Origin of the sequence: Neorhizobium sp. T7_12 (assembly GCF_002968535.1) — a bacterium.
Classification (GTDB): Bacteria; Pseudomonadota; Alphaproteobacteria; order Rhizobiales; family Rhizobiaceae; genus Neorhizobium; species Neorhizobium tomejilense.
In genome coordinates this window covers 203,188-229,541 of record NZ_PVBK01000002.1, presented here as the reverse complement: position 1 = coordinate 229,541, position 26,354 = coordinate 203,188, and the positions used below count along the sequence as shown (strand labels likewise).

Here is a 26,354-nt window from a genome sequence, read left to right as displayed (position 1 = left end):
AGCGCGCCGTTCTATCGAAGCGGCGCGCCATCATGTTCGTTCTGAACTCCGCTTAGGCTTCAATTCTGGGTATTGTCACCCTGCTCGTCGTCGCGTTCGAGGCTTTCGGCGAAATCGAGCAGCAACCTGACGATCTCGCTGCCCTTCTTTTCGTCACCCTCGAGCTTGCGGGCAATCACCTCGCGAAGGTTGAGCATGGCGGAATCGACGCTGCGCGGCAGTGACGGGCCGGTTTCGCGGCCGCGCTCGTGGCGCTCCTGCCGCTGCTTGATGCGCTCGGCGAGCTGCGACAACCGATCGAGGATCGTCGCGGCAAAGCTGCGGTTCTCGTCGAGATATTTGCGGCCTTCGTCGGTGATCGCATAGCGCTTCTTGTTGCCGTCCGCCTCGGCGACCACATAGCCGGCCTCTTCGAGATAGGTCAGCGTCGGATAGATGACGCCGGGGCTCGGCGCATAGAAGCCGTAGGTGAGATCCTCGATATGCTTGATGATCTCGTAGCCGTGGCGCGGTTCCTTCTCGATCAGCGCCAATACGACGAGGCGCAGGTCGCCCTGCATCAGGAAGCGGCCAATCCGGCCATCGCCGTCGTCGCCGAAACCGCGGCCGCCGCCGGGACCACCCCGGCCGCCGCGTCCAAATCCTCCACCGAACGGGCCTCCGCGGGCGGCGAACACTTCCTCGAACCCTTTGCGGCCGCCGCGTTCGCCGCAGCCATTACGTCCATCGAACCTGTGCTTGAACATTTTAATCTCCTTAGACTGTCTTTCGATATATCTAAAGATAAGCACACTAGATGCTCCGTCAACGAGTTAGATATATCTAAATCATATCGTGTTGATTCTGAACACAGAAAAACGCCGGACGCGAAGCGCCCGGCGTCTCTCCAGCCCCTAAAGTGTCTCAGCCGGTCCGCGGCACTTCCGGTTACGCGACGCTGAGCAGGCTTTCCGGAGCGAAGGCCTCGTAGCCGAGCGCTTCCGCGACCGGCTTGTTGGTTACCCGGCCCCGATGAACGTTGAGGCCGTTGCGCAGGTGCCTGTCTTCGGCGATCGCCCGCAGGCCACGGTCGGCCAGCGCCAGCCCGTGCTGCAGCGTCGCATTGTTCAGCGCATGCGCCGAGGTCACCGGCACGGCACCCGGCATGTTGGCCACGCAATAATGGACGATGCCGTCGACCTCGTAGGTCGGCTCGGAATGCGTCGTCGCATGCGAGGTTTCGAAGCAGCCGCCCTGGTCGATCGCGACGTCGACCATGACTGCGCCCTGCTTCATGCCTGACAGCATCTCACGGCTGACCAGTTTTGGCGCGGCAGCACCGGGGATCAGCACGGCACCGATGATCAGGTCGGCGGAGAAGACCTCCTCTTCCACCGCATCGATGGTCGAATAACGGGTGTGGACGCGTCCGTTGAAGATGTCGTCGAGCTGGCGCAGGCGCGGCAGCGACCGGTCGATGATCGAGACGTCGGCGCCAAGCCCGGCGGCCATTCGGGCCGCATGCAGGCCGACGACGCCGCCGCCGATGACGGCGACCTTCGCCGGCAGCACGCCGGGCACGCCGCCGAGCAGGATGCCGCGGCCGCCATGGGCCTTCTGCAGCGCGGTGGCGCCCGCCTGGATTGCCAGGCGGCCGGCGACTTCCGACATCGGAGCCAAGAGCGGCAGCCCGCCGCGATCGTCGGTGACGGTCTCGTAGGCGATGGCGGTGACGCCGGACGCGAGCAGACCCTTGGTCTGTTCCGGATCGGGCGCGAGATGGAGATAGGTGTAGAGAAGCTGGCCGTCGCGGAGCTGCACCCATTCGGAGGGCTGCGGTTCCTTGACCTTGACGACCATGTCGGATCTTTCGAAGATTTCCTTGGCCGAACCGACGATCCTGGCCCCGGCTGCCACATAGGCGCCGTCATCCGCGCCGATGCCGGCACCTGCCTTGGTCTCGATCAGCACCTCGTGGCCGTGGGCCACATATTCACGTACCGCGCCGGGCGTCAGCCCCACGCGGTATTCATGGTTTTTGATTTCCTTCGGGCATCCGACACGCATTCAGCGTTCCTCTCAGTTGTGGCTTTCGCCGTTGATGTTCCCGTGAGGAAGAAAACCAGAAAATCGCGTGAATGTCCTTGCGAAGACGAATTGCGAAATGTCGCATTTTCGCAGATAATTGCTTGAACGGCCAATTTTTCGAAGGATCCACGAATGAGCGCATTCGATGCCATTGATGTTGCGATCATGCGAACCTTGCAGCAGGAAGGCCGCATCTCCAATGCGGAGCTTGCCGAGCGTGTCGGGCTGTCGGCGTCCGCCTGTTCGCGGCGGCTCGACATCCTTGAGAAGAACGGCACGATCAGCGGTTATCACGCCCGGCTTTCCAACAAGGCGCTCGACTACAAGATGATGGTGATCGTCCACATCTCGTTGTCCGGCCAGTTCGCCAGGACGCTCACGGAATTCGAAGCGGCGGTCAAACTCTGTCCCAACGTGCTGGTCTGTTACCTGATGTCGGGCGAATACGACTACATCCTGCGGGTCGCCGCCAAGGACCTCGAGGATTACGAGCGGATCCATCGCGACTGGCTGTCGGCGCTGCCGCATGTGGTGAAGATCAATTCGAGCTTCGCGCTGCGCGAAATCATCGACAAACCGAATGTGGGACTATGAAAACCCGATGAGAATGGCGCCGGCCGCAACCACGATACAGGCTGCGATGCGCTTCGCGGACAGCGTCTCGCCGAGAAGCAGCCAGCCAATCATCACCGCAAACACGACGCTGGTTTCCCGCAGAGCCGAAACCGGCCCCGCCGGGGCCATCGAATAGGCGAGCAGCACCACGCCGTAGGAGACGAGCGAAACCAGGCCGCCCCCGATCGCTTTTACGGTTTCACGGGACCGCAGATCGATCCGCAGGGGTCCGCGCATTGCCATGAAGGCGACCAGGAGCAGGATGCCGGGCAGCACAAAGACCCAGGCGATATAGGCGCTCGTATTGCCGGACAGGCGAATGCCGACTGCGTCGATCGTCGAATAACCAGCAATCGAAACGCCGGTCGCCAATGCGTAGAGCATTGAACCGGTCGAGGCTTTCCCCCTGCCAAGGGCCAGAAGCAGGATACCCAGCACCACAAAACATATGCCGACCATCGAGAGCGGCAGCGGCAGTTCCCGCGCGAAGATCACCCCTGCCAGCGTCACCAGCAGCGGTGCGCTGCCGCGGATGATCGGATAGACCTGCCCCAGTTCCCCATGCCGATAGGCGGCGACCAGCAGCAGGCTGTAGATCAGCTGGAAGACCGCGGAGCCGACCAGATAGAACCACGCTTCAGGGGACGGCAGTGGCAGGATCAACGCCACCGGCAAGGCGACAACCGTCATCGCCAGCGCCATGATCGTCATCGTCCAGAAACGGTCGGCGCCGGAGCGCAGGAACGCGTTCCAGCAGGCATGAAGCGCGGCTGCAAAGAGGGCGAGCAGGACGACGGATGCGCTCATGTGCGGCAGCCTGCGGCGACAATATCCGCTGCCGCCTTGCGTGCCGCGTCGATGGCTTTATCGCCCTGCCCCATCTCGGCCATCAGGGTGGCTCCTTCGATGAGCATCAGGATTGCGATGGACGTCGCTTCAGCTTGGGCGCCGGACATCAGCTTTGCCAGAATTTCCGCCATGCGGCGCCTGAGGCTTTCCTTCTGCCTGACGGCGGCTTCGAAGACGGGATGGCCGGGCGAGCTGTATTCGGCAAGCGCATGGGCAAACAGGCAGCCGTTGAAATCCGCGCGATTGAACCAGCGCCCGTACCACCCGATGATATCGTCGATCATCCCTTCCGGCTGCTTCGACAAGGCCGCCATGCGGTCGAGCTGCTCTTCGAAACGCCGGAACCGCTCATCGAGGACTTCGACGATCAAGCCCTCCTTGGATGGAAAATGACGATACATGGTCATTTTGGCCACCTGGGCCTCGGCGATGATCCGGTCGATACCGGTCGCGTGAAAGCCGTCCTGCCTGAACAGCCTGTAGGCCGTTTCGACAATATGCTGCCGCTTCGAGGAAGTTTGCGAAGTCCGCTCGGATGACACGAAACATACCATAGTGATGAGACAGGTCTGTCTCATCACTAGTGGCATCGCTTGCAACCGTCAAGTCACCGCTCTCAAGGAGCTTCGCCATCAGGAGATTCGGGCCATCGATAGATTTTTACGGATCGACCTAAGCGGACTTCAACAGGTTCTCCCTATTGGTGGGAACAACAGAAGAGACAACGAGGGCCGCACCGCATGATCACCACCAGCAACGGACGAATGAAGACCCGTAGTGCCGAGCGCAAGAAGACCCGCATCCTGGGTACTGTCAAATATTTCAATCAAGCCGTCGAAGGCCGCGTTACCGACCTTTCGCCAACCGGCATGGCGCTCGATCTCGGCGGGCGCACGTTGCATGCCGCTGACGGCAGTCCGGTCCGGATCGAAAGCGAGGAACTCGGCATCCTGGAAGGCACCGTCAAATGGCGCCGCAGCGGCCGGCTCGGCGTGCAGTTCAGCATCAACAGCAATGCGGTGGCGCAGGTATCGTCCTATTTCCGCTTCTTCCACAGAGAAGTTCCAGTCTCGCGCTGAGGCCGGCTGGCTCAATTTCGCTTCCACCCGGCTTCATTCGCGCGTCGCGAATCATCGCCATGCATAACTGAAATTAATGTAAAGGCGGCGCCCCGCCGAAATATCAAGCGGTGATTGGCGTTTACCGATTATTTACTACTTGCCGTTGAATCCATAAGTGATAAAACCCTAATTTAAATCGGAGCCGGCGAAACTAAAACCGCCCTCGTCAAGAGTAGCGGCTGTTCAAGTGTCCACGTTTTTTCCGCCTGTATTGAGCCGACAGCCACGGCGCACAGGCAAAACAAAGGATGCTTAGATGGTTGCTGTTCCCTTTAGCCTGCCCTCTCCGACATCGCGGGCGCCGCGCCTGCTGGTTACCCTTGTCACATGCTTTGCAGTCGCCCTCCTGGCACTGGGCGCACTTCTGGCGCAGTCCGACGAGCCAAGCCGTCCGGCCGTCACTGCGGCCGAGGCGGCGGTCCTGCTGGCGCTTGCGACCGCCTTGTTCGCAGCATCCATCTGGGCAAAACGAAGGATACAGCGCGATATCGACGCCAAGTTCTGTCGGCTTGAACGGTTCATGCAGGCATTCGGGCAGACACAGGGCATGTTGCGCAGCCTCGACGGCAGGATCGTATTCTGGGGAATCGGCGCGGAGCGCCTTTACGGTTATTCGGAGAAGGAGGCCCTGGGAAAGGACGGTGTCGAGTTCCTGCACACCCGCTGCCCAAGCTCTCTCGAGGAAATCAATTCGGCCCTCGTTCGTGATGGCGAATGGCAGGGTGAGCTCACGCGTCGCCATAAGGACGGCAGGGAGATCCACATCGTCAGCAAATGGTCGCTGAGCCGCGGCGAGGCCGGGGAGCCGGAAGTCGCGATCGAAGTCAGCCATGATATCACCTCCATCAAGCTGGCCGAACGGCAGCTCCATCAGACCAACACCCTGCTGCGCACCATCCTGGAAACCGCGCCGGGACTGATCTACGCCAAGGACCTGGAGGGTCGCATCATCCTGGCGAATGTCACGACGCTCGACCTGATCGGCAGGCCATGGTCCGAAGTCGAGGGCCGCACGGACATGGAATTCCTGGGCAGCAAGAGCCAGGCCGGGGCGGTTATGGTCAACGATCGCCGGATCATGGATCAGGCGAGAACCGAGGAATTCGAAGAGGTCATCAGCCACGCAGGCCACCATCCGCGGATATGGTCGTCGACCAAAGCCCCCTTGCGCGACGCCGCTGGCAAAGTCATCGGCCTGGTCGGCGTCTCGATCGAGATCACCGAGAGGAAACGGATCGAAGAGCGGCTGCAGCTCATGGTCAACGAGTTGAACCACCGGGTCAAAAACACGCTTGCGACCATCCAGGCCATCGCCTCCCAGACCCTGCGGGGTGGCGATCCGATCGTGCGCCAGAACCTGGAGCAGCGGCTCATGGCACTGGCCGCCGCCCATGACGTGCTCACCCGCGAAAACTGGGAGGGGGCCAATATCGACGACGTGGTGACCGGCGCGCTGGCACCATTCGGCGAAGGTGGGGACTATCGCTTCGCCGTCTCCGGGCCGCCCCTCCGGCTGCTGCCGCGGGCGGCGCTCGCGCTCGCCATGGGTCTGCACGAATTGACGACCAATGCCCTGAAATACGGCGCGCTCTCGACGCTCAATGGTCAGGTCGCGATCAACTGGCAGATTGTCGGGGGCGCCAAACCTCTGCTGCGATTGACATGGACGGAAAGCGGCGGCCCACCGGTCGTGGCGCCCTCGAGACGCGGGTTCGGCGTCAGGCTGATCGAGCGCAGCCTTGCCCAGGATCTCGGCGGCAAGGCATCGGTGATATTCGATCAGCCTGCCGGGATCATCGGCACGATGGAAGCCCCGCTCGCCGATGTCGCCGTCTCGGCGGAGGTGACGCCATTCATGCAAATGGGGGCAAGGTGAACGACACCCATATCTTCGCCGGAATTCGCGTCCTCATCATCGAAGACGAGGCGCTTGTCTCGATGATGCTCGAAGAGTTCCTGGAGCAGATCGGCTGCAGGACGATGGCGACGGCCTCGCGGCTCGATGATGCGATCATCAAGGCCCGGTCGCTTCCGCTGGACATGGCCCTGCTGGACGTGAACCTCGCCGGCGAAGCCAGCTTTCCGGTCGCCGAGATCCTTACTGCGCGGGACATTCCCTTCATTTTCGTGACCGGATACGGACCGCTCGGCCTGCCTGCCGACATGCGCCACATCCCCGTCCTTGCCAAACCCTTCCAGATGGCCCAACTCGTCGACGCGATGCGGATGGCGGCCTATTGATACGTCCGGTTGACACGTCATCCGACCGCTTTTGGGATAGAGCCGGCGATCCTCACGACTATCTCCTCCACCGCTCAGAATCCGCTTGGCGATACAATCCACGCGGGTCAATATGGCGCCGAATTGTCGCTTATCGGTCCGTTCCAAGGAGGCTGCCCATGTCGTCGCTCAACGATCTTCATCCGATCACCCGCCGCTCGCTGCTCGGAGGTCTTGCCGCCTCGTCGGCGCTTGTCATGCTGCACCCGTTTGCCGCCCGTGCGGCCGGCAATCAGGCGCATCTGCGCATCATGGAAACGACCGATATCCACGTCCACGTCTTCCCCTACGACTATTACGCCGATAAGCCGAACGACACGCTCGGCCTTGCCCGCACTGCCTCGGTCATCGACGCGATCCGCGCCGAAGCCGGCAATTCCATGCTGATCGACAATGGCGACTTTCTGCAGGGCAATCCCATGGGCGACTACATGGCCTATGAGCGCGGCATGAAGGATGGCGACAAGCACCCGGTCATAAAGGCGATGAATGTGCTCGGTTACGATGCCGGCACGCTCGGCAACCACGAATTCAACTACGGCCTCGATTTCCTGTTCAAGGTTCTGGCCGGTTCCGGCTTCCCTTATGTCTGCGCCAACCTCAGCAAGGGCCAGCTCGCCTCCGACGCCAAGAAGGACGAGCTTTTCCTCAAGCCCTACGTGATCGTCGAAAAGCAGATTCGTGACGGGTCGGGCGCAACGAGCCCGGTCAAGGTCGGCTTTATCGGCTTCGTGCCGCCGCAGATCATGACATGGGATGCAAAGAACCTCGAAGGCAAGGCGCAGACCCGAGACATCGTCGACGCGGCCAAAGCCTGGGTGCCGGTCATGAAGGAGGAAGGTGCCGACATCGTCATCGCCCTCTCCCATTCCGGCATCGACGGCGGCGGACAGAGCGACCGGATGGAAAACGCCTCGCTCTATCTCGCGGGTATCCAAGGCATCGATGCGATCTTCACCGGCCACCAGCATCTGGTCTTCCCGGGCACCAAGGATTTCGACGGCATTGTCGGCGCCGACACCAAGAAGGGCAAGCTGATGGGCAAGCCGGCCGTCATGGGCGGCTTCTGGGGCTCGCATATGGGGCTGATCGACCTGCTGCTCGAAAAGGACGGCAAGAGCTGGAAGATCGTCGATTCCACGTCCGAAGCCCGGCCGATCTACCATCGCGACGAGGCCCGCAAGATCGTCGCCGACGTCAAGGACAAGCCGGAAATCATCGCTGCCGCGAAAGAAGAGCATGAGGCGACGCTCGCCTATATCCGCCGCGCGGTCGGCAAGAGCTCGGCGCCGCTCTATTCCTACTTCGCACTGGTCGCCGACGACCCGTCGGTGCAGATCGTCGCCAATGCGCAGACCTGGTACATCAAGGACATGCTGAAAGAGGGCCAGTACAAGGACATTCCCGTGCTCTCTGCGGCGGCGCCCTTCAAGGCGGGCGGGCGTGGCGGCGCCGAATATTTCACGGATGTCCCGGCGGGTGACATCGCCATCAAGAACGTCGCCGACCTCTATCTCTATCCGAATACCGTGCAGGCGGTGCTGATCACGGGAGCGCAGGTCAAGAACTGGCTCGAAATGTCGGCCGGCATGTTCAACCAAGTACAAGCCGGCGCGAAAGACGCGCCTCTCCTCAACAATGACTTCCCGTCCTACAATTACGACGTCATCGACGGAGTGACCTACCAGATCGACCTGTCGCAGCCGACCCGGTTCGACAAGGACGGCAAGCTCATCAATGCCAACTCCAACCGCATCGTCGACCTCAAGTACAACGGCAAGCCGATCGATCCGGCCCAGAAATTCGTGGTGGCCACCAACAATTACCGCGCCGGCGGCGGCGGCAAGTTCCCGGAGATCGCCGGCGACAAGGTGATCTTCGTGGCGCCCGACACCAACCGCGATGTGATCGTGCGCTATATCGTCGAACAGGGCACGATCAACCCGTCGGCCGACGCCAACTGGTCGTTCAAGCCCCTGCCCGGCACAAGCGCCATCTTCGAGACCGGCCCCAAAGCCCGCCAGTTCGCTAGCGCGGTCAAGGGTGCCAAGATCGAGGACGCCGGCGACGGCGAGAACGGCTTCGCCAAGTTCCGGCTCGTGCTGTAACGGCCAATACCACCTTTCGGCGATATCTGGACGGCAGCCTTGGCTGCCGTCTTTCTTTTCAACTGCATGAGGCAAGACAATGCCAAAATTCTCCTTCCAGCAGGTCGACGTCTTCTCCAGCCAGCCGATGCGCGGTAATCCGCTTGCGGTGGTGATCGGCGCCGACGGCTTGAGCGACGCGCAGATGCAGTCCTTCGCCAACTGGACCAATCTCAGCGAAACGACATTCCTGCTCAAGCCGACCGATCCGAAGGCCAGCTACCGGGTCAGGATTTTCACACCGTCGCAGGAACTGCCTTTCGCCGGCCATCCGACGCTCGGCAGTGCGCATGTCTGGCTCTCGCAGCAACAGGCGTCACCGACCGGCGATATCGTGCAGGAATGCGGCGCGGGCCTCGTCCGCATCCGCCGTGACGGTAATCGGCTTGCGTTTGCGGCGCCGCCGCTTACGCGCAGCGGCCCTGTGGAACCGGCGCTGGTGGAGCGGATCGCCAAGGCGCTCAGCCTGCCCACCAACCTGATCGAGGATTCCAACTGGTGCGAGAACGGCCCGGACTGGATCGGCGTGCGCCTGCCCTCGCGCGCCGATGTGCTGGCGGTCAAGCCGGACTATTCCGCTCTCGCCGGCACCCGCGTCGGGCTCGTCGGACGCTTCAATCCCGATCTTGACGGCAAGGAGGCGCAATTCGAGGTGCGTGCTTTTACCCGCAACGGCTATGAGGATCCGGTCACCGGCAGTCTCAATGCCGGCCTTGCCCAATGGCTGATCGGATCCGGTGTCGCGCCGGAAAGCTACGTTGCGGCCCAAGGCACCGTGCTCGGTCGCGCCGGCCGAGTGTATGTCGACAAAGTCGGCGACGATATCTGGATCGGTGGGGACGTGGTCGCATGTATTCAGGGGACCCTGGAACTCTGACCCCGGCGGAGATGCCATCGGCGGGGAAATTCCCGACCGATGGCTCACGATCGCGATCTGAACCGACCGGAATGGGCGACCGGCGGCTATGCCGCCGTTGCCCTGGCGAGACCGATCCGCGATAGCAGCAGCTTCAATTCCGCCGGCGGCTTCTGCTCGATGCGGCGGTATTCACGGCCGTCGCGGGTGCGCTGGACGAGACCGAAATCGAAGAGGTCGCGGCGCAACATCGCGGCATCGCCGAACAGATGCAGCGTGTTCAAGAGTTCGCTGATCTGACGTTCGGTGAACTCCCAGTCCGCCGGTATCTTCGACCACAGGAACCACAGGCAGAGCTCCTGCAGCCCGCGCTTGCCGGGCCAGCGCACCAGCCTGCCCTCCTCATCGAAATGGCGCGCTGTCTTGAGCACCCGCGCCTCATCGGGGGCCGGCATGTCGTCCAGCACCGGGCGCCATTCAGCGACGACGTCGGCCGTTTTGGCAGCAGCCCGAAAATGCTGGTAATTGCGAAAACCCGCTGCGCGCGCCAGCAGATTGAGCATCTCCAGATGGCTCGGCTTGTGATCGAACCTGAGGATTTCGCTGCGAAGGGATTTGGCGAAAGCCGACAGGTCGGCGATCTCCATGGGAAAGATGGATCTCGGCATGTCTTATCCTTAAACGCGCCATTCCCTCAAAATCAGGGTGTCGCTGGTCGCCGGCTTGTCGACTCTAGCACGGGATAAGTGCTGATCATCTTTGTCTGTGCAGGTTTAGCTTCCCTTTCGGGACGGCGACGCCTCGGTGAACTGCAGACCGTGGCGCCGTTATAGCAGAGGTCCAAACATCGTCAACTCGCAGCCGGCGTACTCCGGTCGTTCCGCCGTTGTTGAGGGAATGCTTACCCTTCGCGGGCATGGTATTTGCTGGTAGAATCGATCCGAAATCGGCGGGGAGGACGCGCACGGATGCTCGAAAAGGCAAAGACCGCGGTAAGCTACGGAGACGAGCCCGGCCTGCGCTTCGCCCTTGTCCTCGACGGGCACGGCGGCTGCAGGACGATGAACATGGCCGAGGCCTGCAACTGGAAGCCGGGAGACGGTCTCGTCTGGCTGCATTTCGAGCGCGATCATCCGGCAACGGCGGAATGGATAAACACCAATGGCGGCTTCGATCCGCTGGTGGCGGAGGCTCTTCTTGCAGAGGATTCCCGCCCGCGCGTCGAGCCTCTGGACGACGGGCTGCTGATCATCCTGCGCGGTGTCTGCGCCGCTCCGCCGGAAGAAGCAGAAAAGAACTCCGACGAGATCGACCTCGTCCCCCTGCATATCTGGGTGGACGAACACCGGCTGGTGACATTGCGCGACAGCGGCCACTATATCACGGCACTACGCGACATCCGGCGGGCGCTCGACAACGGCAAGGGTCCCCGGCAGGCGGGAGAACTGCTGGCCCTCGTCAGCGACAAGCTCGTCCGCGATCTGGAGCCGGTGCTCGACGACATGGACGAAGAGGTCGACGAACTCGACGAGCTGATTTTCAAGGGGGAAGCGAGCGAGGTCCGCCAGAGGCTCAAGCTGCTGCGTCGCCGCTCCGTGCAGCTACGCCGCTATCTCGCGCCACAGCGCGACGCGCTCAACAGGATCGAGCATGACGACGCGCCATGGCTCAGAGAGCGGGACAAGCTCCGATTTCGCGAGGTCATCGACAAACTGATGCGGTTCATCGAATATCTCGACGCGATCCGCGACCGCACCGGCATCCTTCATGACGACCTTTCCACGGTCATCGGCGAGCGGATCGCGCGCAATTCCAACCGGCTTGCCGCGCTGGCGGCCCTTCTCCTGCCCCCGAGCGTCGTCGCCGGCCTCTTCGGCATGAATGTCGGCGGCATTCCCGGCGTCGGCGAGACCTGGGCTTTCCTGCTCATCGTTGCGCTGGTCATCGTCATTTCCGCCAGCACGCTGTGGATCCTCAAGCGCATCGAGTGGCTTTGAGCCCCGCGTCGATGCGCACGGCCGGAACCGCTTCGCCTATTCGGCGGCTTGAGGAATCCCTTCCCGAGGTTCCATACCGAGCATCTGCTTGAAGTCGTCATGGCTCGGGCAGCTCGAAAGGCGGCGCTCCATGGCCTCGACCAGCCACCGGCCCGCAGGTCCCAGCGGGTTTGCTGCCTTTCGCATGGCATAGAGCGGGTATTGGCTCTGCTCATAGGCTTCGAGATCGAGCGCCACGAGGGTTCCGTCCATGATGTCCCGTCCGGCGACCGAAGCCGGCAGGCCGCCCCAGCCAAGACCACCCTTGATCAGTTGGTGTTTTGTGGCGATGTCGCTGACGCGCCATGTCTTGTAGGACAGGACATTGAAATCGCGGCCCTTGGTCAGGCCGGATGTATCCGTGACGACCATCTGGACTTCTTCGCGCACGTCCGCGAGCGTCAGGGGCCGACCGAGTTTTGCAAGCGGATGTTCGGCAGCGGCGACCGGGATCATGAAGGAGTAGCCGATCTTCTCCATCACCACCGAATCCTCCTGCCGAAGGATCGATCCGCCGATGCCGATATCGGCCTTCCCGGAAATGACCATCTCCATGACCATGCCGAGCTCGCCGATATTGAGATTGAGCGCCACGCTCGGGAACCTCTCCCGGAACTCGCGCAGCTCCGTCACGACGGCATCCGACGGAACCATCACGCTCAGCGCCACCGACAGTTCTGCCTCCAGCCCCTGCTTGATGCTCTTGGCCCGGGCGCGCATCACCTGGAGGTCGGCGACAATGCGCCGGGCGTCCGTCAGCAGCGCCTTGCCCGCTTCGGTCAACTTGGGCTGGCGGGCGCCGCTGCGCTCGAAAAGCGTCACTTCCAGCTGGGCTTCAAGATTGCCGATCGTATAGCTGACCACCGATTGCGCCCGGTTCAGCACCCGCGAAGCTGCGGAAAAGCTGCCCGTTTCGGCAACCGCCAGAAACACCTGCAACTGATCGAGTGTGGGATTGGCATCCATGGTCGTCATCCAGATTTTCGATAGATAGCTTCGATATTATCTCAGTTTTATCGATGGGCGTCCACGCCTATCTATTCTCTCGAACACGGCGGATCTACCCGCTCCCCAATCCTTCTGCAGGCCCAAGACCGCAGATAAGATCTCCAGATAAGGAAAAGAAGCATGTCCTCGATCCTCCTCGTCACTTCCAGCCCGCGCGGCGACGACTCGCTCTCCAGCAAGGTCGCCCATGACCTTGCCAACGAACTGAGCGCCCGCGACAATGGTACGTCGGTCGTCCATCGCGATCTCGGTGCCAATCCGATCCCGCATCTCGACAGCGTCACAACGTCCGCCATCCGCAAGCCTGCGGCTGACCGCACCCCGGCAGAAGCTGCCGCCGCCGACTATTCCGACAAGCTGGTCGCCGAACTGATGGCTGCCGATACCGTGGTCATCGCCACCGGCCTCATCAACTTCAACATTTATTCGACGCTGAAGAGCTGGATCGACAACATTGCCCGCGCTGGCCAGACGTTCCGCTATACGGCTGAAGGCCCGGAAGGCCTCGCCAAGGGTAAGAAGATCTATATCGTGCTCGCCTCCGGCGGCGTCTATTCCGAAGGCCCGGCCACCGGCATGAACCATGCCGTCCCGTACCTCACGACCATCCTCGGCTTCCTGGGCATGACCGATGTGGAAGTCATCTATGTCGAAGGCCTCGCCTTCGGCCCCGAAGCTGCTGAAAAGGCGATCGCCAGCGCCCAGCAGCGCAACCGGCAGCTCGCTCTCGCCGCTTAAGCCGTCCCTGCGCCTGACGGGACGAGCCTGCCAAGACGGCCGTGGACATTGTCCCGGCCGTCTTTTTTTGCGCGGTAGAGCCGCTCGTCGGCGCGCCCGAGTATCGCATCGAGCGCGTGTCCGTCTTCCGGAGCCGTGGCCACGCCGATCGAGACAGTCACGCATTGGCCGTCAGGACGTATGACCGATCGGCAGATCGCAATGCGCAGACGTTCTGCGATCGTCAGGGCGCCGTCGTGATCGGTATCGGGCAGGATCAGCACAAACTCCTCGCCGCCGAAACGGGAAAGATGGTCGCTCGGGCGCGAGCCCGCCTGCAGACATAGCGCAATTTCCTTCAGCACCTCGTCACCCTTCAGATGGCCGAAGAGGTCGTTGACCTGCTTGAAATGATCCGCATCGACGATGATGAGGCTGAGCCCGTTTCCACGATCGAGACAGCGGTGAATGAGCTTCGGAACGTCTGCCTCCAGGCGCCCGCGGTCGAAAAGGCCGGTCAGCCCGTCGACCCCGCTCTTGGCAAGCAGGGCCTGATAGCGCTCGCGAAACGTCAGGTCGTTGAAGATATCGGTGATCTCGCGCGTCGATCTGGCGAGCCGCGGGATCTGCTCGATCTTGAGATAGACGGCAAACAGCAGCGAATAGAGCACCACGGACAGCAGCTTGGCATACCACCCACCGAAGAAGACCGAAGGCGGCGCACCGAAGAGGATGTTCAGCGCCGAATAAAAGCCGATCTGGTCGAAGGTCAGGACAGCCGCGCCGCTGATCGCGAAACGCAGCACCACATTGCCGCGCAGCACCCGCCCCAGCCGTTCGTAGAGCAGGATGATGCCGATCGCGTCGACATAGAGCAGCGCCGTGCCCCACACCATCAGCCAGCCCATCTCGCTCAGGAACACCATGTCTGCGGCGCGGCCGCCCGGCAGTGCCACGACCTCATGCGCCTGGAGAATCTGAGCGATGCCGACGGTCAGGAGATTGCCGAGAAAAAGCCCGTAGATCGGCTGGCGGACGACTGCCGCATCCTCCTTCAGGTAAAGGAGCAGGATCATCATCAGCTTCCCGGCAAAAAACACCGACGAGCCTGGTGAAACGGTGCCGAACGGAAGTTCGATGTAGAAGACCGCCGCAAGATAGGTCTCCATGAAATGCATGACGCCGAGTGCCGCAAGAAATATGCCAAGGCCGAGATGGCGGCGGAAATGCAGGAAGGCGGTCATGACCGCGAAATAGAACACCGCTTCGAGAAGAAAGAGGGCGAGATTGAACACCTGCATTTCGATCCGCTTTCACCCCCTGCAGACGCTATACCGCTGTAACGGCTATCGTTTTACGTGCTTCAACCCGTGCGGAGTATGGCCATTATGCATGACTATGCAACAACGGCTGGTGGGTTTCCCCTTCGAACGTGGGGTAATCCTGGATCTCCGGCAGCTTCTTTGGCACGTTACGGAGCTGAGTGGCGATGGCCGGATCGATTTCGCGCGTGATCTCGCTGACTTTCCGGGGCCTGCCGAGAAGATAACCCTGCAGCTCGTCGCAGCCTGCATGCGCAAGGAACAGCGCCTGCTCGGTCGTCTCGACGCCTTCGGCGACGATCTTCATGCCAAGGCCGGTGCCGAGGTCGATGATCGTGCGGACGATGATCTGCGCATTGTCGACCAGGTTCAGGTTGTTGACGAAGCTGCGGTCGATCTTGATCGTGTCGAACGGGTAGCGGCTGAGATAGCTCAGCGACGAATATCCCGTGCCGAAATCGTCGAGCGCGATATGGAAGCCCATGCGCTTCAGATCGTTGAGGATCTGCACGGCGCGCTTGTCGTCCTCGATCAGCACGCTTTCGGTGATCTCGAGCTCGATCCGGTGCGGATCGGCGCCGGTGCGCTTCAGCAAGTCGGCAAGATCGGCGACGAAATCCGCGTGGCGAAACTGCAGCGGGCTGACGTTGACGCTGATATGGCCGTCGAGGTCGTCGAGTATTCTGCAGGCCTCGGCGAGCACCCAGGCGCCGAGCCGGATGATCTTGCCGGAGGCTTCGGCGACCGGAATGAAATCGCCCGGGCTGATCATGCCGCGCTTCGGATGGAACCAGCGCAGCAGCGCCTCGTGGCCGATAATGAGGCCGCTTTCGGCCTCGACGCGCGGCTGCAGGTAGAGTTCGAACTCGCCCCGCTGCAGGGCGATTTCCAGATCGCCTTCCAGCGCCCGGCGCTTTTCGATCAGTTCGTTCATACCCTGCTTGAACATGCGACAGGCGTTCCGGCCGGCATTCTTGGCATGATAAAGCGCAACGTCGGCGCAGCCGATCAGCGCGTCCATGTCCCCCGCATGTTCGGGGCAGAGCGCAACGCCGATGCTGACGCTGACATTGACCTGCTCGCCGTGGCCGATATCGATCGGGTAGGCCATCGCGGCGAGCAGCCGATCGCCGAATTTCTCCAGTTCATCGGTATCGGACGTATGGGCGATGACGACGGCGAACTCGTCTCCACCGAGCCGGGCGACGATGTTGTCCGGACCTGCCTCGGCCGCAAGCCGGACGGCGGTTTCTCGGATCACCGCGTCGCCCGCCTGGTGGCCATGGATGTCGTTGATGTCCTTGAAGCGGTCGAGATCGACCATCAGCACGCCGCATCCCTTGCCGTTTCCAGCCGCGTCCACCAGTTCGGTCAGCCGCTCGGAAAACAGTACACGGTTCGGCAGCCCGGTCAGCGGATCGTGGAGGGCGAGGTAGCGCATGCGGCTCTCCGCCAGCTTGCGCTCCCGGAGGTCGACGAGGCAGCCGATACGGGCCTTCTCGCCGCGGTAGAGGATGTCGCGACCGCGCGCCTCTACGGGAATCTCCTCGCCGTTCGCAAGCCTGACGCGGATCTCGTGGCTGTTGTCGTCGTTGAGTTGCATCATGTCGACGACGCGGATCGTCTCGCCGTCATGCAGGAAATCGAACGCGGAACGGCCGATGATCTCGACGAGCGGCAGGCCGATCATCTTGCCGAGCTGTTCGTTGCCGTCGACGATGACCCCGCCCCGGTGGATCAGGATCGCCTCGAACGTGGCGTTCGCCAGCGCTGCGACGCGCTCTGATTCCTCGTTGTCGCGCCGGAGCTCGATCAGCTCTCCGCGGCTGCGCTCCTCCTGCTCGACATTGTCCATCAGCCGGTTGAAGAGGCCCGTCAGCTTTTCCGCCTCGTCGCCCTTGACCATGGGAAGGCGCTTGCGCAGGTCGGCCTTGCCGCCGAGAAGATCGGTCAGCGCATCCTCCACGTGGCCGACGCCGAGGCGGGTCGCGTGTTCGGCAAGGTTCAGCCCTTCCTCTTCGTCCTTCGCCGAAACGCGGATGTGCATCAGCCGGTCGACCACCCAGAAAAAGGCGTAGCCGAGACCGAAGGACCAGTAGAAATTGACGCCGACGCCGACCAGCTGCACATGCAGCTGCGCCAGCCTGCCGCCGGCCGGAAGCTGATCGACCGGCGCGAGGAGCGCCAGAAGCAGGGTTCCGGTGACGCCGGCAAAGGCATGCACGCCAATCGCGCCGACAGCATCGTCGATCTTGAGCGTTCTCTCGATGAAGGCGTTGCCGAAGATCGCCACCGCGCCGCCGATCGCCCCGACCATCAGCGCGCTTGCCGGATCGAGGATATGGCAGCCGGCGGTGACCGCAACGAGCCCGCCGAGCATGCCGGAATTCGATTTTTCCGGGAGGATGACGCCGTCCTGGTAGAAGCCTATGACATAACCGACGCAGGTGCCCATGCCGCCGGCCAGCACCGTGTTCATGATGATCGGCGCCACCTGGTCGGTAACGCCGAGCGTCGAACCGCCGTTGAAGCCGATCCAACCGATGAAGAGCAGCAGCGCGCCGGTGGTCGAGAGAACAGGGCTATGGCCGGCGATCCTGACCGGCGTGCCGTCGGCATCGAACTTGCCGATGCGCGGGCCGATAATCATGCAGGCCGCCAGCGCCACCCAGCCCCCGCTCGAATGAACGACCGTGGAACCGGCGAAATCGACGAACCCCATCTGGGAGAGGAAGGCGGATGCGTTCGGGAACAGCGCCGAGCCCCAGGCCCAGTGCACGAAGACCGGATAGATCAGCCCCGACATGAACAGCGAACCGAACACATAGGCCGCCAGCTTCATGCGCTCGGCGACGGCGCCCGACACGATCGTCGCGGCGGTGCCGCAGAACATGACCTGGAAGACGAAAAAGGCCGATTGCCAGCTGTCGAGACCACGCAGGAAATAGAACTCACTCTGCGTTCCGAACAGGAAGCCGTTCGAACGGCCGAAGGCGATCATGAAGCCGACCGCGGCGAACGCGACGACGCCAAAGACGAAATCGAGAAGGTTCTTCTGCGCCACGTTGATCGAGTTCTTCGAGCGCACCATGCCGGCTTCGAGCAGAAGGAAGCCGACCTGCATCATCATCACCAGCCCGGCGGCGACGAGAACCCAGGTCATGTCCAGCCGTGAGGCGCCCGACGCAAGATCATCCGCGAAGGCAAAACCTGGAATAAGGCCGCCGGAAAGCCCGGAGCCGATAAAAAGCATAAAATATGACCAGCGAGATCGCATTAAAAATCGACCGCAGAAAAGACATCGGAACAGATGCTTCAAGCTATCGCTAATGCTTTAATTTTGAGTGTGAGTCACAATTTTGGCGATCACAATGCGGAACGCATGTCACGCGGAGCGCGACTTCTCCCCATCCGAAAACAGCGAGGGACCATTCTGGTCGATGATCTGCTGCGCCTTGCGGACAGTATATTCGACCGCGTCGTCCATGGAGGTAAAGACGTCGGCGCGGACGAAACTGCGCACCAGGGTCTCGCCGTCTACGTCCTTCTCGATACGTCCGGCCAGCCGAAACTGCGAGCCTTCGCGGATCGGCGCCGGATGGATGATGCAGCCGCCATGCTCGACCGGCTTGGCGGAAGCAGCAGGTGCCTCGGCCGATTTGCCGCCGCCGGAGAACATCGAGAAAATATTGGACAGAAACGAAGCCATGTCGGCTGCCTAGCATATTCCTGCGCGAGCCGGAAGCAGGATACCCAAGGAAAAGTCACAATCCAACGTCTCATATCACCCGCACGATTCAGGAGCCTGACCGCATGAAGTGGAAGATCGCCGCAGCATTCCTCCTCGCCGCCATCGCCGCGCTTTGGATCGGCAATACCTCCTTGTTCTCCCGCTTCCCGGGAACTCCGCTCAGGATCATTGCCCATCGCGGGCAGCACCAGCTTTTCGATGCCACCGATATCAAGAGCGACAGCTGCACGGCGAGCTTGATGTTGCCGCCGACGCATGCCTATCTGGAAAATACCGTGGCAGGCATGAAGGCCGCCTTCGATGCCGGCGCCGACGTGGTCGAACTCGACGTGCATCTGACGCCGGACAGGCAGTTCGCCGTTTTCCACGACTGGACGCTCGATTGCCGTACCGAGGCCAAGGGCGTCACGGAACAGACGCCGATGCCGGTCTTGAAGACACTCGACATCGGCTACGGCTACACCGCCGATGGCGGCCGGACCTTTCCGTTCCGAGGCCAGGGCAAAGGCCTGATGCCGACTTTGCCGGAGGTCTTTGCCGCCATGCCGGAGGGCCGTTTCCTGATCAACTTCAAGAGCCGCCGCACGGAGGAAGGCGAAGCTCTGGCAACGCTTCTCAAGACTGACCTCGGCGCGCGGGCGGCGGCGTTCGGCGTTTATGGCGGAAACGAGCCGACCGAAAAAGCGGTGGCGCTCGTCCGTGGCCTTCCCGGCTATTCCAACCGTACGGCCAAATCCTGCCTCCTCAACTACCTGGCGCTCGGCTGGAGCGGCCATGTGCCGGAAGCCTGCCGCAATACCCTGGTCTCGGTCCCCGCCAATCTTGCCTTCCTGCTCTGGGGCTGGCCGGAGCGTTTCTACAATCGGATGCAGGCGGCCGGGTCGGATGTCGTGCTGATCGGCCCGTTCGAGGCTGGCGATGCCGGATCTTCCGGCATAGACGACCGGGATGCGTGGGATCTGGTGCCTTCAGGCTTTCCGGGCCTCGTCTGGACCAACGTGATCGAGAAGACACGGCCCGAGGTGGAGCGCCGCGGCTTCTGTGCCCTGCCCTCCCGGCCGCAGATATGCGGTTAGGCCGCTAATCTGCGGCAGATAGACTTCCCGCCGTCACCAAGCCCGCCTATCATCCCCCTAGGTTCGGAGGGAGCGCCGGATGCGGAGGAGATTGTTGTCATGGTGGACGATCATTTATGTCTGCGCGATCCTGATCGCCTCCTTCGGAGTGATGCTGATGTCCGGCCCGCGCATGCCCGCTGACGATTTTCCGGCCTTCGACAAGACCAGCCTCGGCGCCGATGTCGACGCGTATCTCAGCGCGAGCGAAAGCCACTTCGCCGACATTCGCCCGGGTGCTGCCAAACGGGTGGTCTGGGCCGATCCGGCGACGAAGGCGAAGACGGCCTTCGCGATCGTCTACCTGCACGGTTTCTCGGCGTCGGCCGAGGAGATACGCCCCCTGCCCGACCGCGTCGCGGCAGCGTTCGGTGCCAATCTCTATTTCACCCGCCTCGCCGGCCACGGCCGCAGCGGCAACGCCATGGGGGAGCCAAGCCTTGAAGACTGGCTGGCGGATTTTTCGGAAAGTCTCGCCATCGGCGAAGCGCTCGGCAATCGCGTTGTCGTCATCGGCACCTCGACCGGCGCCTCGCTTGCGACGCTCGCACTTGCCGACCCGAAGATCGCATCGCGCATCTCGGCGGCCGTGTTCGTATCGCCGAACTACGGCATCAACAGCTTTGCCGCATTTCTGCTGACAACACCGGTCGCGCCGCAGCTTTCAAAACTGCTGCTTGGGGAAAACCGCGGCTTCACGCCCTATAACGACCGCCACGCCGCCCACTGGACGACCCGCTATCCGACAAAAGCGCTGCTGCCGATGGCAGCGCTCGTAAAACTCTCGGTCGAGAGCCCGGTGGAGCGGATCACGACGCCGGCCCTCTTCCTCTATTCCTCGCTCGATCAGGTCATCCGGCCCGACAAGGTGCGCGAGGTCGCCAACCGCTGGGGCGGGCCTCATGCGCTTTTCGATGTCGGCCGGACCGGCGATCCCGGCAATCACGTGATTGCTGGCGACATCGTCTCTCCGGCGACCACTGGACCGCTTGCTGACCGCGTCGTCGCCTGGCTGGAAGCGACGCTCAGATGACGAGGTTCGCCAGAATCTCGTTCTCGGTAATATCCTGATAGCCCATGCCGGCCGCATCGAACCGTTCGAGCAGGCTGGCGAAATTCTCCGGCCTTGCGGTTTCGATACCGATCAGGATCGAGCCGAAATTGCGCGCCGATTTCTTCAGATACTCGAATCGGGCGATATCGTCTTCCGGTCCCAGAAGGTTGAGGAAATCGCGCAGCGCGCCGGGGCGCTGGGCGAGCCGAAGCACGAAATATTTCTTGACGCCGGAGTAACGCATGGCGCGTTCCTTGACGTCTGGCAGCCGCTCGAAATCGAAATTGCCGCCCGAGACGACGCAGACCACCGTCTTGCCCGCGAGCTTTTCCCGCCCCAGCATCTCGAGCGCGGTGATCGACAGGGCGCCGGCCGGCTCCAGCACGACACCCTCGACGTTGAGCATTTCGGTGATCGTCACGCAGATGGCGTTTTCCGGCACCAGCAGAACCTGATCCGGCGAAAAGCCTTTCAGGGCTTCGAAATTCAGGTCGCCGATCCGCGCCACTGCGGCACCGTCGACAAAATTGTCGAGCTTGGCGAGCGTGATCGGTTCGCCGGCTTCGAGGCTCTTTTTGAGGCTCGGGGCGCCTTCCGGCTCAGTGAACAGAAAATCGTCCCGCACGACGATATCTTTCAGGTAACCGGTCGTGCCCGAGGAAAGCCCGCCGCCGCCGACCGGCAGGATGACGAGATCGGGGGTTACGCCGTCCGGCAATTGTTCGAGCAGTTCGGCCGCGACGGTCGCCTGGCCTTCGATGATGTCGGCGTCGTCGAAAGGCGGCACCATGACACCGCCGGTCTCTTCCACGTGGGCGCGGGCCGCCGCATAGCACTGGTCGAAAATGTCGCCGATCAACCGGATGGTGATGAAAGGGCCGCCGAACATGCGGGTCTTGTCGATCTTCTGCTGCGGCGTCGTCACCGGCATGAAGACCACGCCCGGCACCTCGAAATGGCGGCAGACGAAGGCGAACCCCTGCGCGTGATTGCCGGCCGAGGCGCAGACGAATGTCTTGCCCTTGGCGCCCGAGGCAATCGCCTTGCGCAGGAAATTGAAGGCGCCGCGGATCTTGTAGGAGCGGACCGGGGACAGGTCTTCGCGCTTCAGCCAGATTTCGGCGCCGTAGCGGCGGCTGAGGTGCTCGTTCATCTGCAGCGGCGTTTCGGGGAAGATCTCCCGCATCGCCACTCTGGCTTCGTCCACGCCCGCTTTCGTCACGCCTGCCCTGGTTAAGCCCGCCTTGGTCACATCGGCCATCCATTGAATTTCAAGAATGGTCCCGCTATGCCATAGGCTTACGGCTGAGACAAAGCTTCTTTCAGTTGCCACGAACTTCGGGACAACCATTTTTGAACGCCAATCTTCTTCGGTCGGTCATCTACATAACGGCGCTCTGCGCGCTCTACCTGTCGCTCGCCATGTTCCTGCCGGCGATGGTGGACCTTTATTACGGGCATCGCGACTGGCAGGTTTTCGCGATGTCCGGCCTCATGGTCGGCGGGCTTGCGGCGGCGGCAGCGCTCGCGACCCATGGCCCACCGCCGGTCTTCAACAAGCGTCTCGGCTTCCTGCTGGTCAACGTCCTCTGGGCGATGTTTTCCGTGGTCGGCGCCATTCCGCTTTTTCTTGCCGAACACGAGCTCTCGTTTGCGCAGGCGCTGTTCGAATCGATTTCGGGCATCACCACCACCGGCTCGACCGTGATCGTCGGGCTGGACAACATGCCGCCCGGCATCCTGCTCTGGCGCTCGCTGCTCTGCTGGCTCGGCGGCATCGGAATCGTCGGCCTCGGCCTGTTCGTGCTGCCGTTCCTGAAAGTCGGCGGCGCCTCGATCTTCAAGCTGGAATCGTCGGAGACCAACGACAAGCCGTTCGCCCGGCTTGCGAGTTTCACCCGGGCCTTCCTGATCGTCTACGTGCTGCTGACGCTTGCCTGCACCGTCGCATACGATCTTGCCGGCATGGACCATTTCGATGCGCTCAATCATGCGATGACAACGATCGCGACCGCCGGTTTCTCGACCCACGACATGTCCTTCGCCTTCTTCGACAGCAACGCAATCCTGGTGATCGGCACGGTGTTCCTGGCGATCTGCAGCCTGCCGTTTTCGGTGCTGATCCTGCTGGCCGTGCGTAGCCGGCTGGATACGCTGCGCGATCCGCAAATCCTGGTTTTCCTCGGCTATCTCTGCGTCATCTCGATCGCCGTTGCGGTCTACCATCACCTGAGAAATGGCGTCGAACTCCACGATGCGCTGATCCATTCGTTCTTCAACATGACCTCGATCCTGTCGACAGGCGGCTTTGCCAGCGACGACTACACGCTCTGGGGACCGTTCGCGGTGCTGGTCGCCTTCTTCGCCACCTTCATGGGCGGCTGCTCCGGCTCGACGGCCGGCGGCATCAAGGCCTATCGTTTCGTGGTGATGGTCAACGTCATCCGCGCCGGGCTGAACAAGCTCATCTATCCCAACGCAATCTATCCCGTACGTTACGGCAGCCTGACGGTGGATGCCGAAACGCAGCGTGCAGTCTTCCTGTTTGTCAGCCTCTACATTTTCCTCTGGGTGGTCGGCAGCGTCGGCATGGCGCTGTTCGGCTACGACGTCCTGACCGCCACGTCCTCGGTCATCACCGCGCTGTCGAACGTCGGTCCCGGCATCGGCCCGATCGTCGGCCCCGTCGGCAACTTTTCCACGATCAGCGATCCGGCGCTCTATCTACTGTCGCTGATGATGCTGCTCGGGCGTCTCGAAATCCTGACCGTGCTAGTCCTGCTGACGCCGGTCTTCTGGCGGCACTAGCCCGGCACGCGCAGGAATTCGACCGGCCCGCCCGGTCCGTCGTCGTCGAAGACGGCGCAGGTCAGTTCGCCGCCGAACACGCAGCCGCTGTCGATATTGGTGCGGTTGCCGACCGTCTGCGGATTGCCGGGAAGCGGCGTGTGGCCGTGGCAGAGATGTCGGCCCCAGAATTCGCCGTCGTCGTCGCTTGCAAATCGCTTCCAGATCAGGTCGCGCTCCCGCTGCCCCTCGAGCGGCAACATCTCGTCGACGCCGGCATGCACGAAAATCCGGTGCTGGTCGACAAGGATCAAAGGGCGATGCGCGCACCATGACAGCACCTGCGGCGGCACATAGCCGTCGAAGGAAACCATCGTCTCGCGGCCGCCATTGTCGATCCATAGGATTTCGTCGTGCCCGCGGTTCTGGTGGGCGCGGACCATCATGTCCTCATGGTTGCCCTTCAGCGCCGTCCACCGCCACCCCTCCTTGCGCGGCCCCGCCATGACGAGGTCGAGCACGCCCCTGCTCTTCGGCCCGCGATCGATATAGTCGCCGATGAAAACCACGTGCCCGCAGGGCGCATGACCCTCCACCCGCCCGAGCAGCTCCTTCAACTGCGCAAGACAACCGTGGATATCGCCGATCGCAAAGGTAAAGCCCAAAGCACGCCTCCATCGAAGTGGATATCAAACGGTCTTCATCGCAAACGGTTGCAGGCAAGGTAGGTCAGGCTTGGTGCGGACGGCGGGGATCGAACCCGCATGACCAAAGGCCGAGAGATTTTAAGTCTCTTGCGTCTACCAGTTTCGCCACGTCCGCATGGGCGTCCTGTTTCTTGAACTTGCGCGACGCCGTCAAGCACCGAAATTGCGGAAGCGGTTCGCCGGTTGCGAAAAAAGCGAGACGGTCGGATGGGCGGAATGCAAAAAGGGCGCAGCGATCTCTCGCCGCGCCCTTCAGAAATTATCGCAGTTTGCTCAACCAGCGAGCTTGGCCGCGAGCTTGGCGACGTGAGCGCCCTGGAACTTGGCGCCTTCGAGTTCGATTTCCGAAGGCTGGCGCGAGCCGTCGCCGTTGGTGATCGTGCTGGCGCCGTAGGGCGAACCGCCCTTGACTTCTTCGGTGCCCATCTGGCCGGCAAAGGCATAGGGCAGGCCTGCAACGGCCATTCCCTGGTGCAGGAAGGTGGGAATGAAGCCGAGGATGGTGGATTCCTGGCCGCCGTGCTGGGTGGCCGACGAGGTGAACATCGAGCCGAGCTTGCCGACCAGCTTGCCCTGTGCCCAGAGGCCGCCGGTCTGATCCCAGAAATTGCGCATCTGCGAGGCGACCGTGCCGAAGCGGGTGCCGGCGCCGACGATGATGGCGTCGTATTCGGTCAATTCCTCGACGGTCGCGACCGGAGCCTGCTGGTCCATCTTATAGTAGGAGGTCTTGGCGACCTCGTCCGGGACCAGTTCCGGAACGCGCTTGACCGTCACGTCGGCGCCTGCCGACTTCGCGCCTTCCGCAACGGCATAGGCCATCTTTTCGATGTGGCCGTAAGCGGAATAATAAAGCACGAGAACCTTCGCCATGATCTTCTCCATTCGATGTCTGGTGTGTGAACAAGGCCGTCTGCGGCCAGAACCAGACCCACATGTAGCGGCTTCACGAATCGGCGACAGCCCCTGCGAGGTCTACGCACTGTTCAACATCTGGAGACGATAATTCGCTTGCGGATCATAAATTCGTGACAGACGCAATTTCTGTGTTCCTCACGACAAAATCGCTTCTGCGTTGAAAAAATTGGGCCTAGGAGTGTGGCACTTACGGAGGAATATCCATGTCTGAAGCGTCGCAACCATCCTCGATCGTCACCGCCGCCATGCTCGCCATCGGCGATGAACTTTTGTCCGGCCGGACCAAGGACAAGAATATCGGCCATCTCGCCGATCTGCTGACGCTTTCAGGCATAGACCTCAAGGAAGTGCGGATCGTCGCCGACGAGGAGGATGCGATCGTCGAGGCGCTGAATGCGCTGCGCGGCCGTTACGATTATGTCTTTACTTCGGGGGGCATCGGCCCGACCCATGACGACATCACGGCCGACGCGATCTCAAAAGCCTTCGGCGTGCCCTGCATACATGACCCAGAGGCGATGAAGCTGCTTGCCGACATGTACAAGCGCCGCGAGATGGAATTCACCGAAGCCCGCCAGCGCATGGCCCGCATGCCCGAGGGTTCGAGGCATATCGCAAACCCGGTCTCGACCGCGCCTGGCTTCATCATCGGCAATGTCTACGTGATGGCCGGCGTACCGCAGGTTTTCCAGGCGATGGTCGACAACGTGCTGCCGATGCTGCGCTCGGGTGCCAAAATGCTGTCGCGGGCGCTGCCCTGCCCCTATGGCGAAGGCGATATCGGCACGCTTCTGTCGGCCGTTCAGAAGGCGCATCCAGAGACCAGCATCGGCTCCTATCCGAAGTATGACGGACAGCGGTTTTCGACCGAGATCGTCGTGCGCGCCCGCGATCCGCAGGTTCTGGATGCAGCCGCGCAAGCCGTGGCGGAGATGATCGCCGGCATCGACCGGGCCAAGATCGCCACCAATCCGACAGCCGACGCCTGACCCGCGGCACTCTGC

24 protein-coding genes and 1 tRNA gene are annotated in these 26,354 nt (G+C 62.1%); 12 read left to right on the top strand and 13 right to left on the bottom strand.

Annotated features, from left to right (window positions below):
• Positions 1 to 59 precede the first annotated feature (59 nt).
• Both C5J26_RS07045 and ald read right to left on the bottom strand, forming a co-directional pair.
• Positions 60 to 746 carry a PadR family transcriptional regulator gene (locus C5J26_RS07045; RefSeq protein ID WP_105401136.1) on the bottom strand — a complete coding sequence of 229 codons (687 nt, stop codon included), beginning with the start codon at positions 744 to 746 and terminating at the stop codon, positions 60 to 62.
• A 181-nt stretch (positions 747 to 927) separates the two neighbouring features.
• The gene (ald, locus tag C5J26_RS07040) at positions 928 to 2,046 is read right to left on the bottom strand and encodes an alanine dehydrogenase (RefSeq protein WP_105401135.1); all 1,119 of its coding nucleotides are present in this window, start codon (positions 2,044 to 2,046) and stop codon (positions 928 to 930) included.
• 153 nt (positions 2,047 to 2,199) lie between these two features.
• On the opposite strand from ald, the gene C5J26_RS07035 reads away from it, so the two are divergent.
• On the top strand, positions 2,200 to 2,661 hold the full coding sequence (locus C5J26_RS07035; protein ID WP_105401134.1) for an Lrp/AsnC family transcriptional regulator: 462 nt from the start codon (positions 2,200 to 2,202) through the stop codon (positions 2,659 to 2,661).
• Here the strand turns inward: C5J26_RS07035 and C5J26_RS07030 are convergent.
• Complete coding sequence (locus C5J26_RS07030; protein ID WP_105401133.1) at positions 2,656 to 3,489, bottom strand: DMT family transporter; 834 nt, start codon at positions 3,487 to 3,489, stop codon at positions 2,656 to 2,658. The two genes, C5J26_RS07035 and C5J26_RS07030, sit on opposite strands and share 6 nt — an antisense overlap.
• The gene (locus C5J26_RS07025) at positions 3,486 to 4,085 is read right to left on the bottom strand and encodes a TetR/AcrR family transcriptional regulator (protein ID WP_245441125.1); all 600 of its coding nucleotides are present in this window, start codon (positions 4,083 to 4,085) and stop codon (positions 3,486 to 3,488) included. The genes C5J26_RS07030 and C5J26_RS07025 overlap by 4 nt, the downstream gene beginning before the upstream one ends.
• Before the next feature lie 186 nt (positions 4,086 to 4,271).
• On the opposite strand from C5J26_RS07025, the gene C5J26_RS07020 reads away from it, so the two are divergent.
• From C5J26_RS07020 to C5J26_RS07000, 5 genes are all read left to right on the top strand, one after another.
• Positions 4,272 to 4,610: a PilZ domain-containing protein gene (locus C5J26_RS07020; protein WP_105401131.1), complete on the top strand. Its 339-nt coding sequence runs from the start codon at positions 4,272 to 4,274 to the stop codon at positions 4,608 to 4,610.
• A 298-nt stretch (positions 4,611 to 4,908) separates the two neighbouring features.
• Positions 4,909 to 6,528 carry a sensor histidine kinase gene (locus C5J26_RS07015; RefSeq protein WP_105401130.1) on the top strand — a complete coding sequence of 540 codons (1,620 nt, stop codon included), beginning with the start codon at positions 4,909 to 4,911 and terminating at the stop codon, positions 6,526 to 6,528.
• Positions 6,525 to 6,893: a response regulator gene (locus C5J26_RS07010; protein ID WP_105401129.1), complete on the top strand. Its 369-nt coding sequence runs from the start codon at positions 6,525 to 6,527 to the stop codon at positions 6,891 to 6,893. Before C5J26_RS07015 ends, C5J26_RS07010 begins: the two co-directional genes overlap by 4 nt.
• A 158-nt stretch (positions 6,894 to 7,051) precedes the next feature.
• On the top strand, positions 7,052 to 9,040 hold the full coding sequence (locus C5J26_RS07005; RefSeq protein ID WP_105401128.1) for a bifunctional 2',3'-cyclic-nucleotide 2'-phosphodiesterase/3'-nucleotidase: 1,989 nt from the start codon (positions 7,052 to 7,054) through the stop codon (positions 9,038 to 9,040).
• Positions 9,041 to 9,119: 79 nt separating this feature from the next.
• The gene (locus C5J26_RS07000) at positions 9,120 to 9,956 is read left to right on the top strand and encodes a PhzF family phenazine biosynthesis protein (RefSeq protein WP_105401127.1); all 837 of its coding nucleotides are present in this window, start codon (positions 9,120 to 9,122) and stop codon (positions 9,954 to 9,956) included.
• 86 nt (positions 9,957 to 10,042) lie between these two features.
• On the opposite strand, the gene C5J26_RS06995 is transcribed toward C5J26_RS07000, so the two are convergent.
• Positions 10,043 to 10,603 carry a DUF2087 domain-containing protein gene (locus C5J26_RS06995; RefSeq protein WP_105401126.1) on the bottom strand — a complete coding sequence of 187 codons (561 nt, stop codon included), beginning with the start codon at positions 10,601 to 10,603 and terminating at the stop codon, positions 10,043 to 10,045.
• 300 nt (positions 10,604 to 10,903) lie between these two features.
• On the opposite strand from C5J26_RS06995, the gene C5J26_RS06990 reads away from it, so the two are divergent.
• A complete protein-coding gene (locus tag C5J26_RS06990) occupies positions 10,904 to 11,932 on the top strand; it encodes a CorA family divalent cation transporter (protein ID WP_105401125.1) in 1,029 nt (342 codons plus the stop codon).
• A gap of 36 nt (positions 11,933 to 11,968) precedes the next feature.
• On the opposite strand, the gene C5J26_RS06985 is transcribed toward C5J26_RS06990, so the two are convergent.
• Positions 11,969 to 12,937, bottom strand: a complete 969-nt coding sequence (locus C5J26_RS06985) for a LysR family transcriptional regulator (RefSeq protein ID WP_105401426.1) — start codon at positions 12,935 to 12,937, stop codon at positions 11,969 to 11,971.
• Between the two features lie 162 nt (positions 12,938 to 13,099).
• On the opposite strand from C5J26_RS06985, the gene C5J26_RS06980 reads away from it, so the two are divergent.
• Positions 13,100 to 13,717 (top strand): FMN-dependent NADH-azoreductase, encoded by a 618-nt coding sequence (locus tag C5J26_RS06980; protein ID WP_105401124.1) that lies wholly within the window; start codon positions 13,100 to 13,102, stop codon positions 13,715 to 13,717.
• Here the strand turns inward: C5J26_RS06980 and C5J26_RS06975 are convergent.
• From C5J26_RS06975 to C5J26_RS06965, 3 genes are all read right to left on the bottom strand, one after another.
• Entirely contained in the window at positions 13,714 to 14,997 is a 1,284-nt protein-coding gene (locus C5J26_RS06975; RefSeq protein WP_105401123.1) for a diguanylate cyclase, read from the bottom strand. The two genes, C5J26_RS06980 and C5J26_RS06975, sit on opposite strands and share 4 nt — an antisense overlap.
• An 85-nt stretch (positions 14,998 to 15,082) precedes the next feature.
• Complete coding sequence (amt, locus tag C5J26_RS06970; RefSeq protein WP_105401122.1) at positions 15,083 to 18,271, bottom strand: ammonium transporter; 3,189 nt, start codon at positions 18,269 to 18,271, stop codon at positions 15,083 to 15,085.
• 132 nt (positions 18,272 to 18,403) lie between these two features.
• Positions 18,404 to 18,727, bottom strand: a complete 324-nt coding sequence (locus C5J26_RS06965; RefSeq protein WP_105401121.1) for an HlyU family transcriptional regulator — start codon at positions 18,725 to 18,727, stop codon at positions 18,404 to 18,406.
• Between the two features lie 104 nt (positions 18,728 to 18,831).
• Here C5J26_RS06965 and C5J26_RS06960 point away from each other — a divergent pair, with 104 nt between their 5' ends.
• Both C5J26_RS06960 and C5J26_RS06955 read left to right on the top strand, forming a co-directional pair.
• Positions 18,832 to 19,845: a glycerophosphodiester phosphodiesterase family protein gene (locus tag C5J26_RS06960; RefSeq protein ID WP_105401120.1), complete on the top strand. Its 1,014-nt coding sequence runs from the start codon at positions 18,832 to 18,834 to the stop codon at positions 19,843 to 19,845.
• 79 nt (positions 19,846 to 19,924) lie between these two features.
• Positions 19,925 to 20,917, top strand: coding sequence for a carboxylesterase (locus tag C5J26_RS06955; protein WP_105401119.1), 993 nt, complete (start codon positions 19,925 to 19,927; stop codon positions 20,915 to 20,917).
• Here C5J26_RS06955 and ilvA read toward each other — a convergent pair.
• Complete coding sequence (gene ilvA / locus C5J26_RS06950) at positions 20,910 to 22,124, bottom strand: threonine ammonia-lyase (protein ID WP_371681902.1); 1,215 nt, start codon at positions 22,122 to 22,124, stop codon at positions 20,910 to 20,912. The genes C5J26_RS06955 and ilvA overlap by 8 nt on opposite strands.
• A gap of 167 nt (positions 22,125 to 22,291) precedes the next feature.
• Here ilvA and C5J26_RS06945 point away from each other — a divergent pair, with 167 nt between their 5' ends.
• Entirely contained in the window at positions 22,292 to 23,746 is a 1,455-nt protein-coding gene (locus tag C5J26_RS06945; protein ID WP_105401117.1) for a TrkH family potassium uptake protein, read from the top strand.
• Here C5J26_RS06945 and C5J26_RS06940 read toward each other — a convergent pair.
• The 3 genes from C5J26_RS06940 to wrbA form a co-directional block, all read right to left on the bottom strand.
• Positions 23,743 to 24,390, bottom strand: a complete 648-nt coding sequence (locus C5J26_RS06940) for a metallophosphoesterase family protein (RefSeq protein WP_105401116.1) — start codon at positions 24,388 to 24,390, stop codon at positions 23,743 to 23,745. The genes C5J26_RS06945 and C5J26_RS06940 overlap by 4 nt on opposite strands.
• A 71-nt stretch (positions 24,391 to 24,461) precedes the next feature.
• Positions 24,462 to 24,547 (bottom strand) — tRNA-Leu (locus C5J26_RS06935).
• 158 nt (positions 24,548 to 24,705) lie between these two features.
• Positions 24,706 to 25,305, bottom strand: coding sequence for an NAD(P)H:quinone oxidoreductase type IV (wrbA, locus tag C5J26_RS06930; RefSeq protein ID WP_105401115.1), 600 nt, complete (start codon positions 25,303 to 25,305; stop codon positions 24,706 to 24,708).
• A 248-nt stretch (positions 25,306 to 25,553) separates the two neighbouring features.
• On the opposite strand from wrbA, the gene C5J26_RS06925 reads away from it, so the two are divergent.
• On the top strand, positions 25,554 to 26,339 hold the full coding sequence (locus C5J26_RS06925) for a competence/damage-inducible protein A (protein ID WP_105401114.1): 786 nt from the start codon (positions 25,554 to 25,556) through the stop codon (positions 26,337 to 26,339).
• Positions 26,340 to 26,354 lie beyond the last annotated feature (15 nt).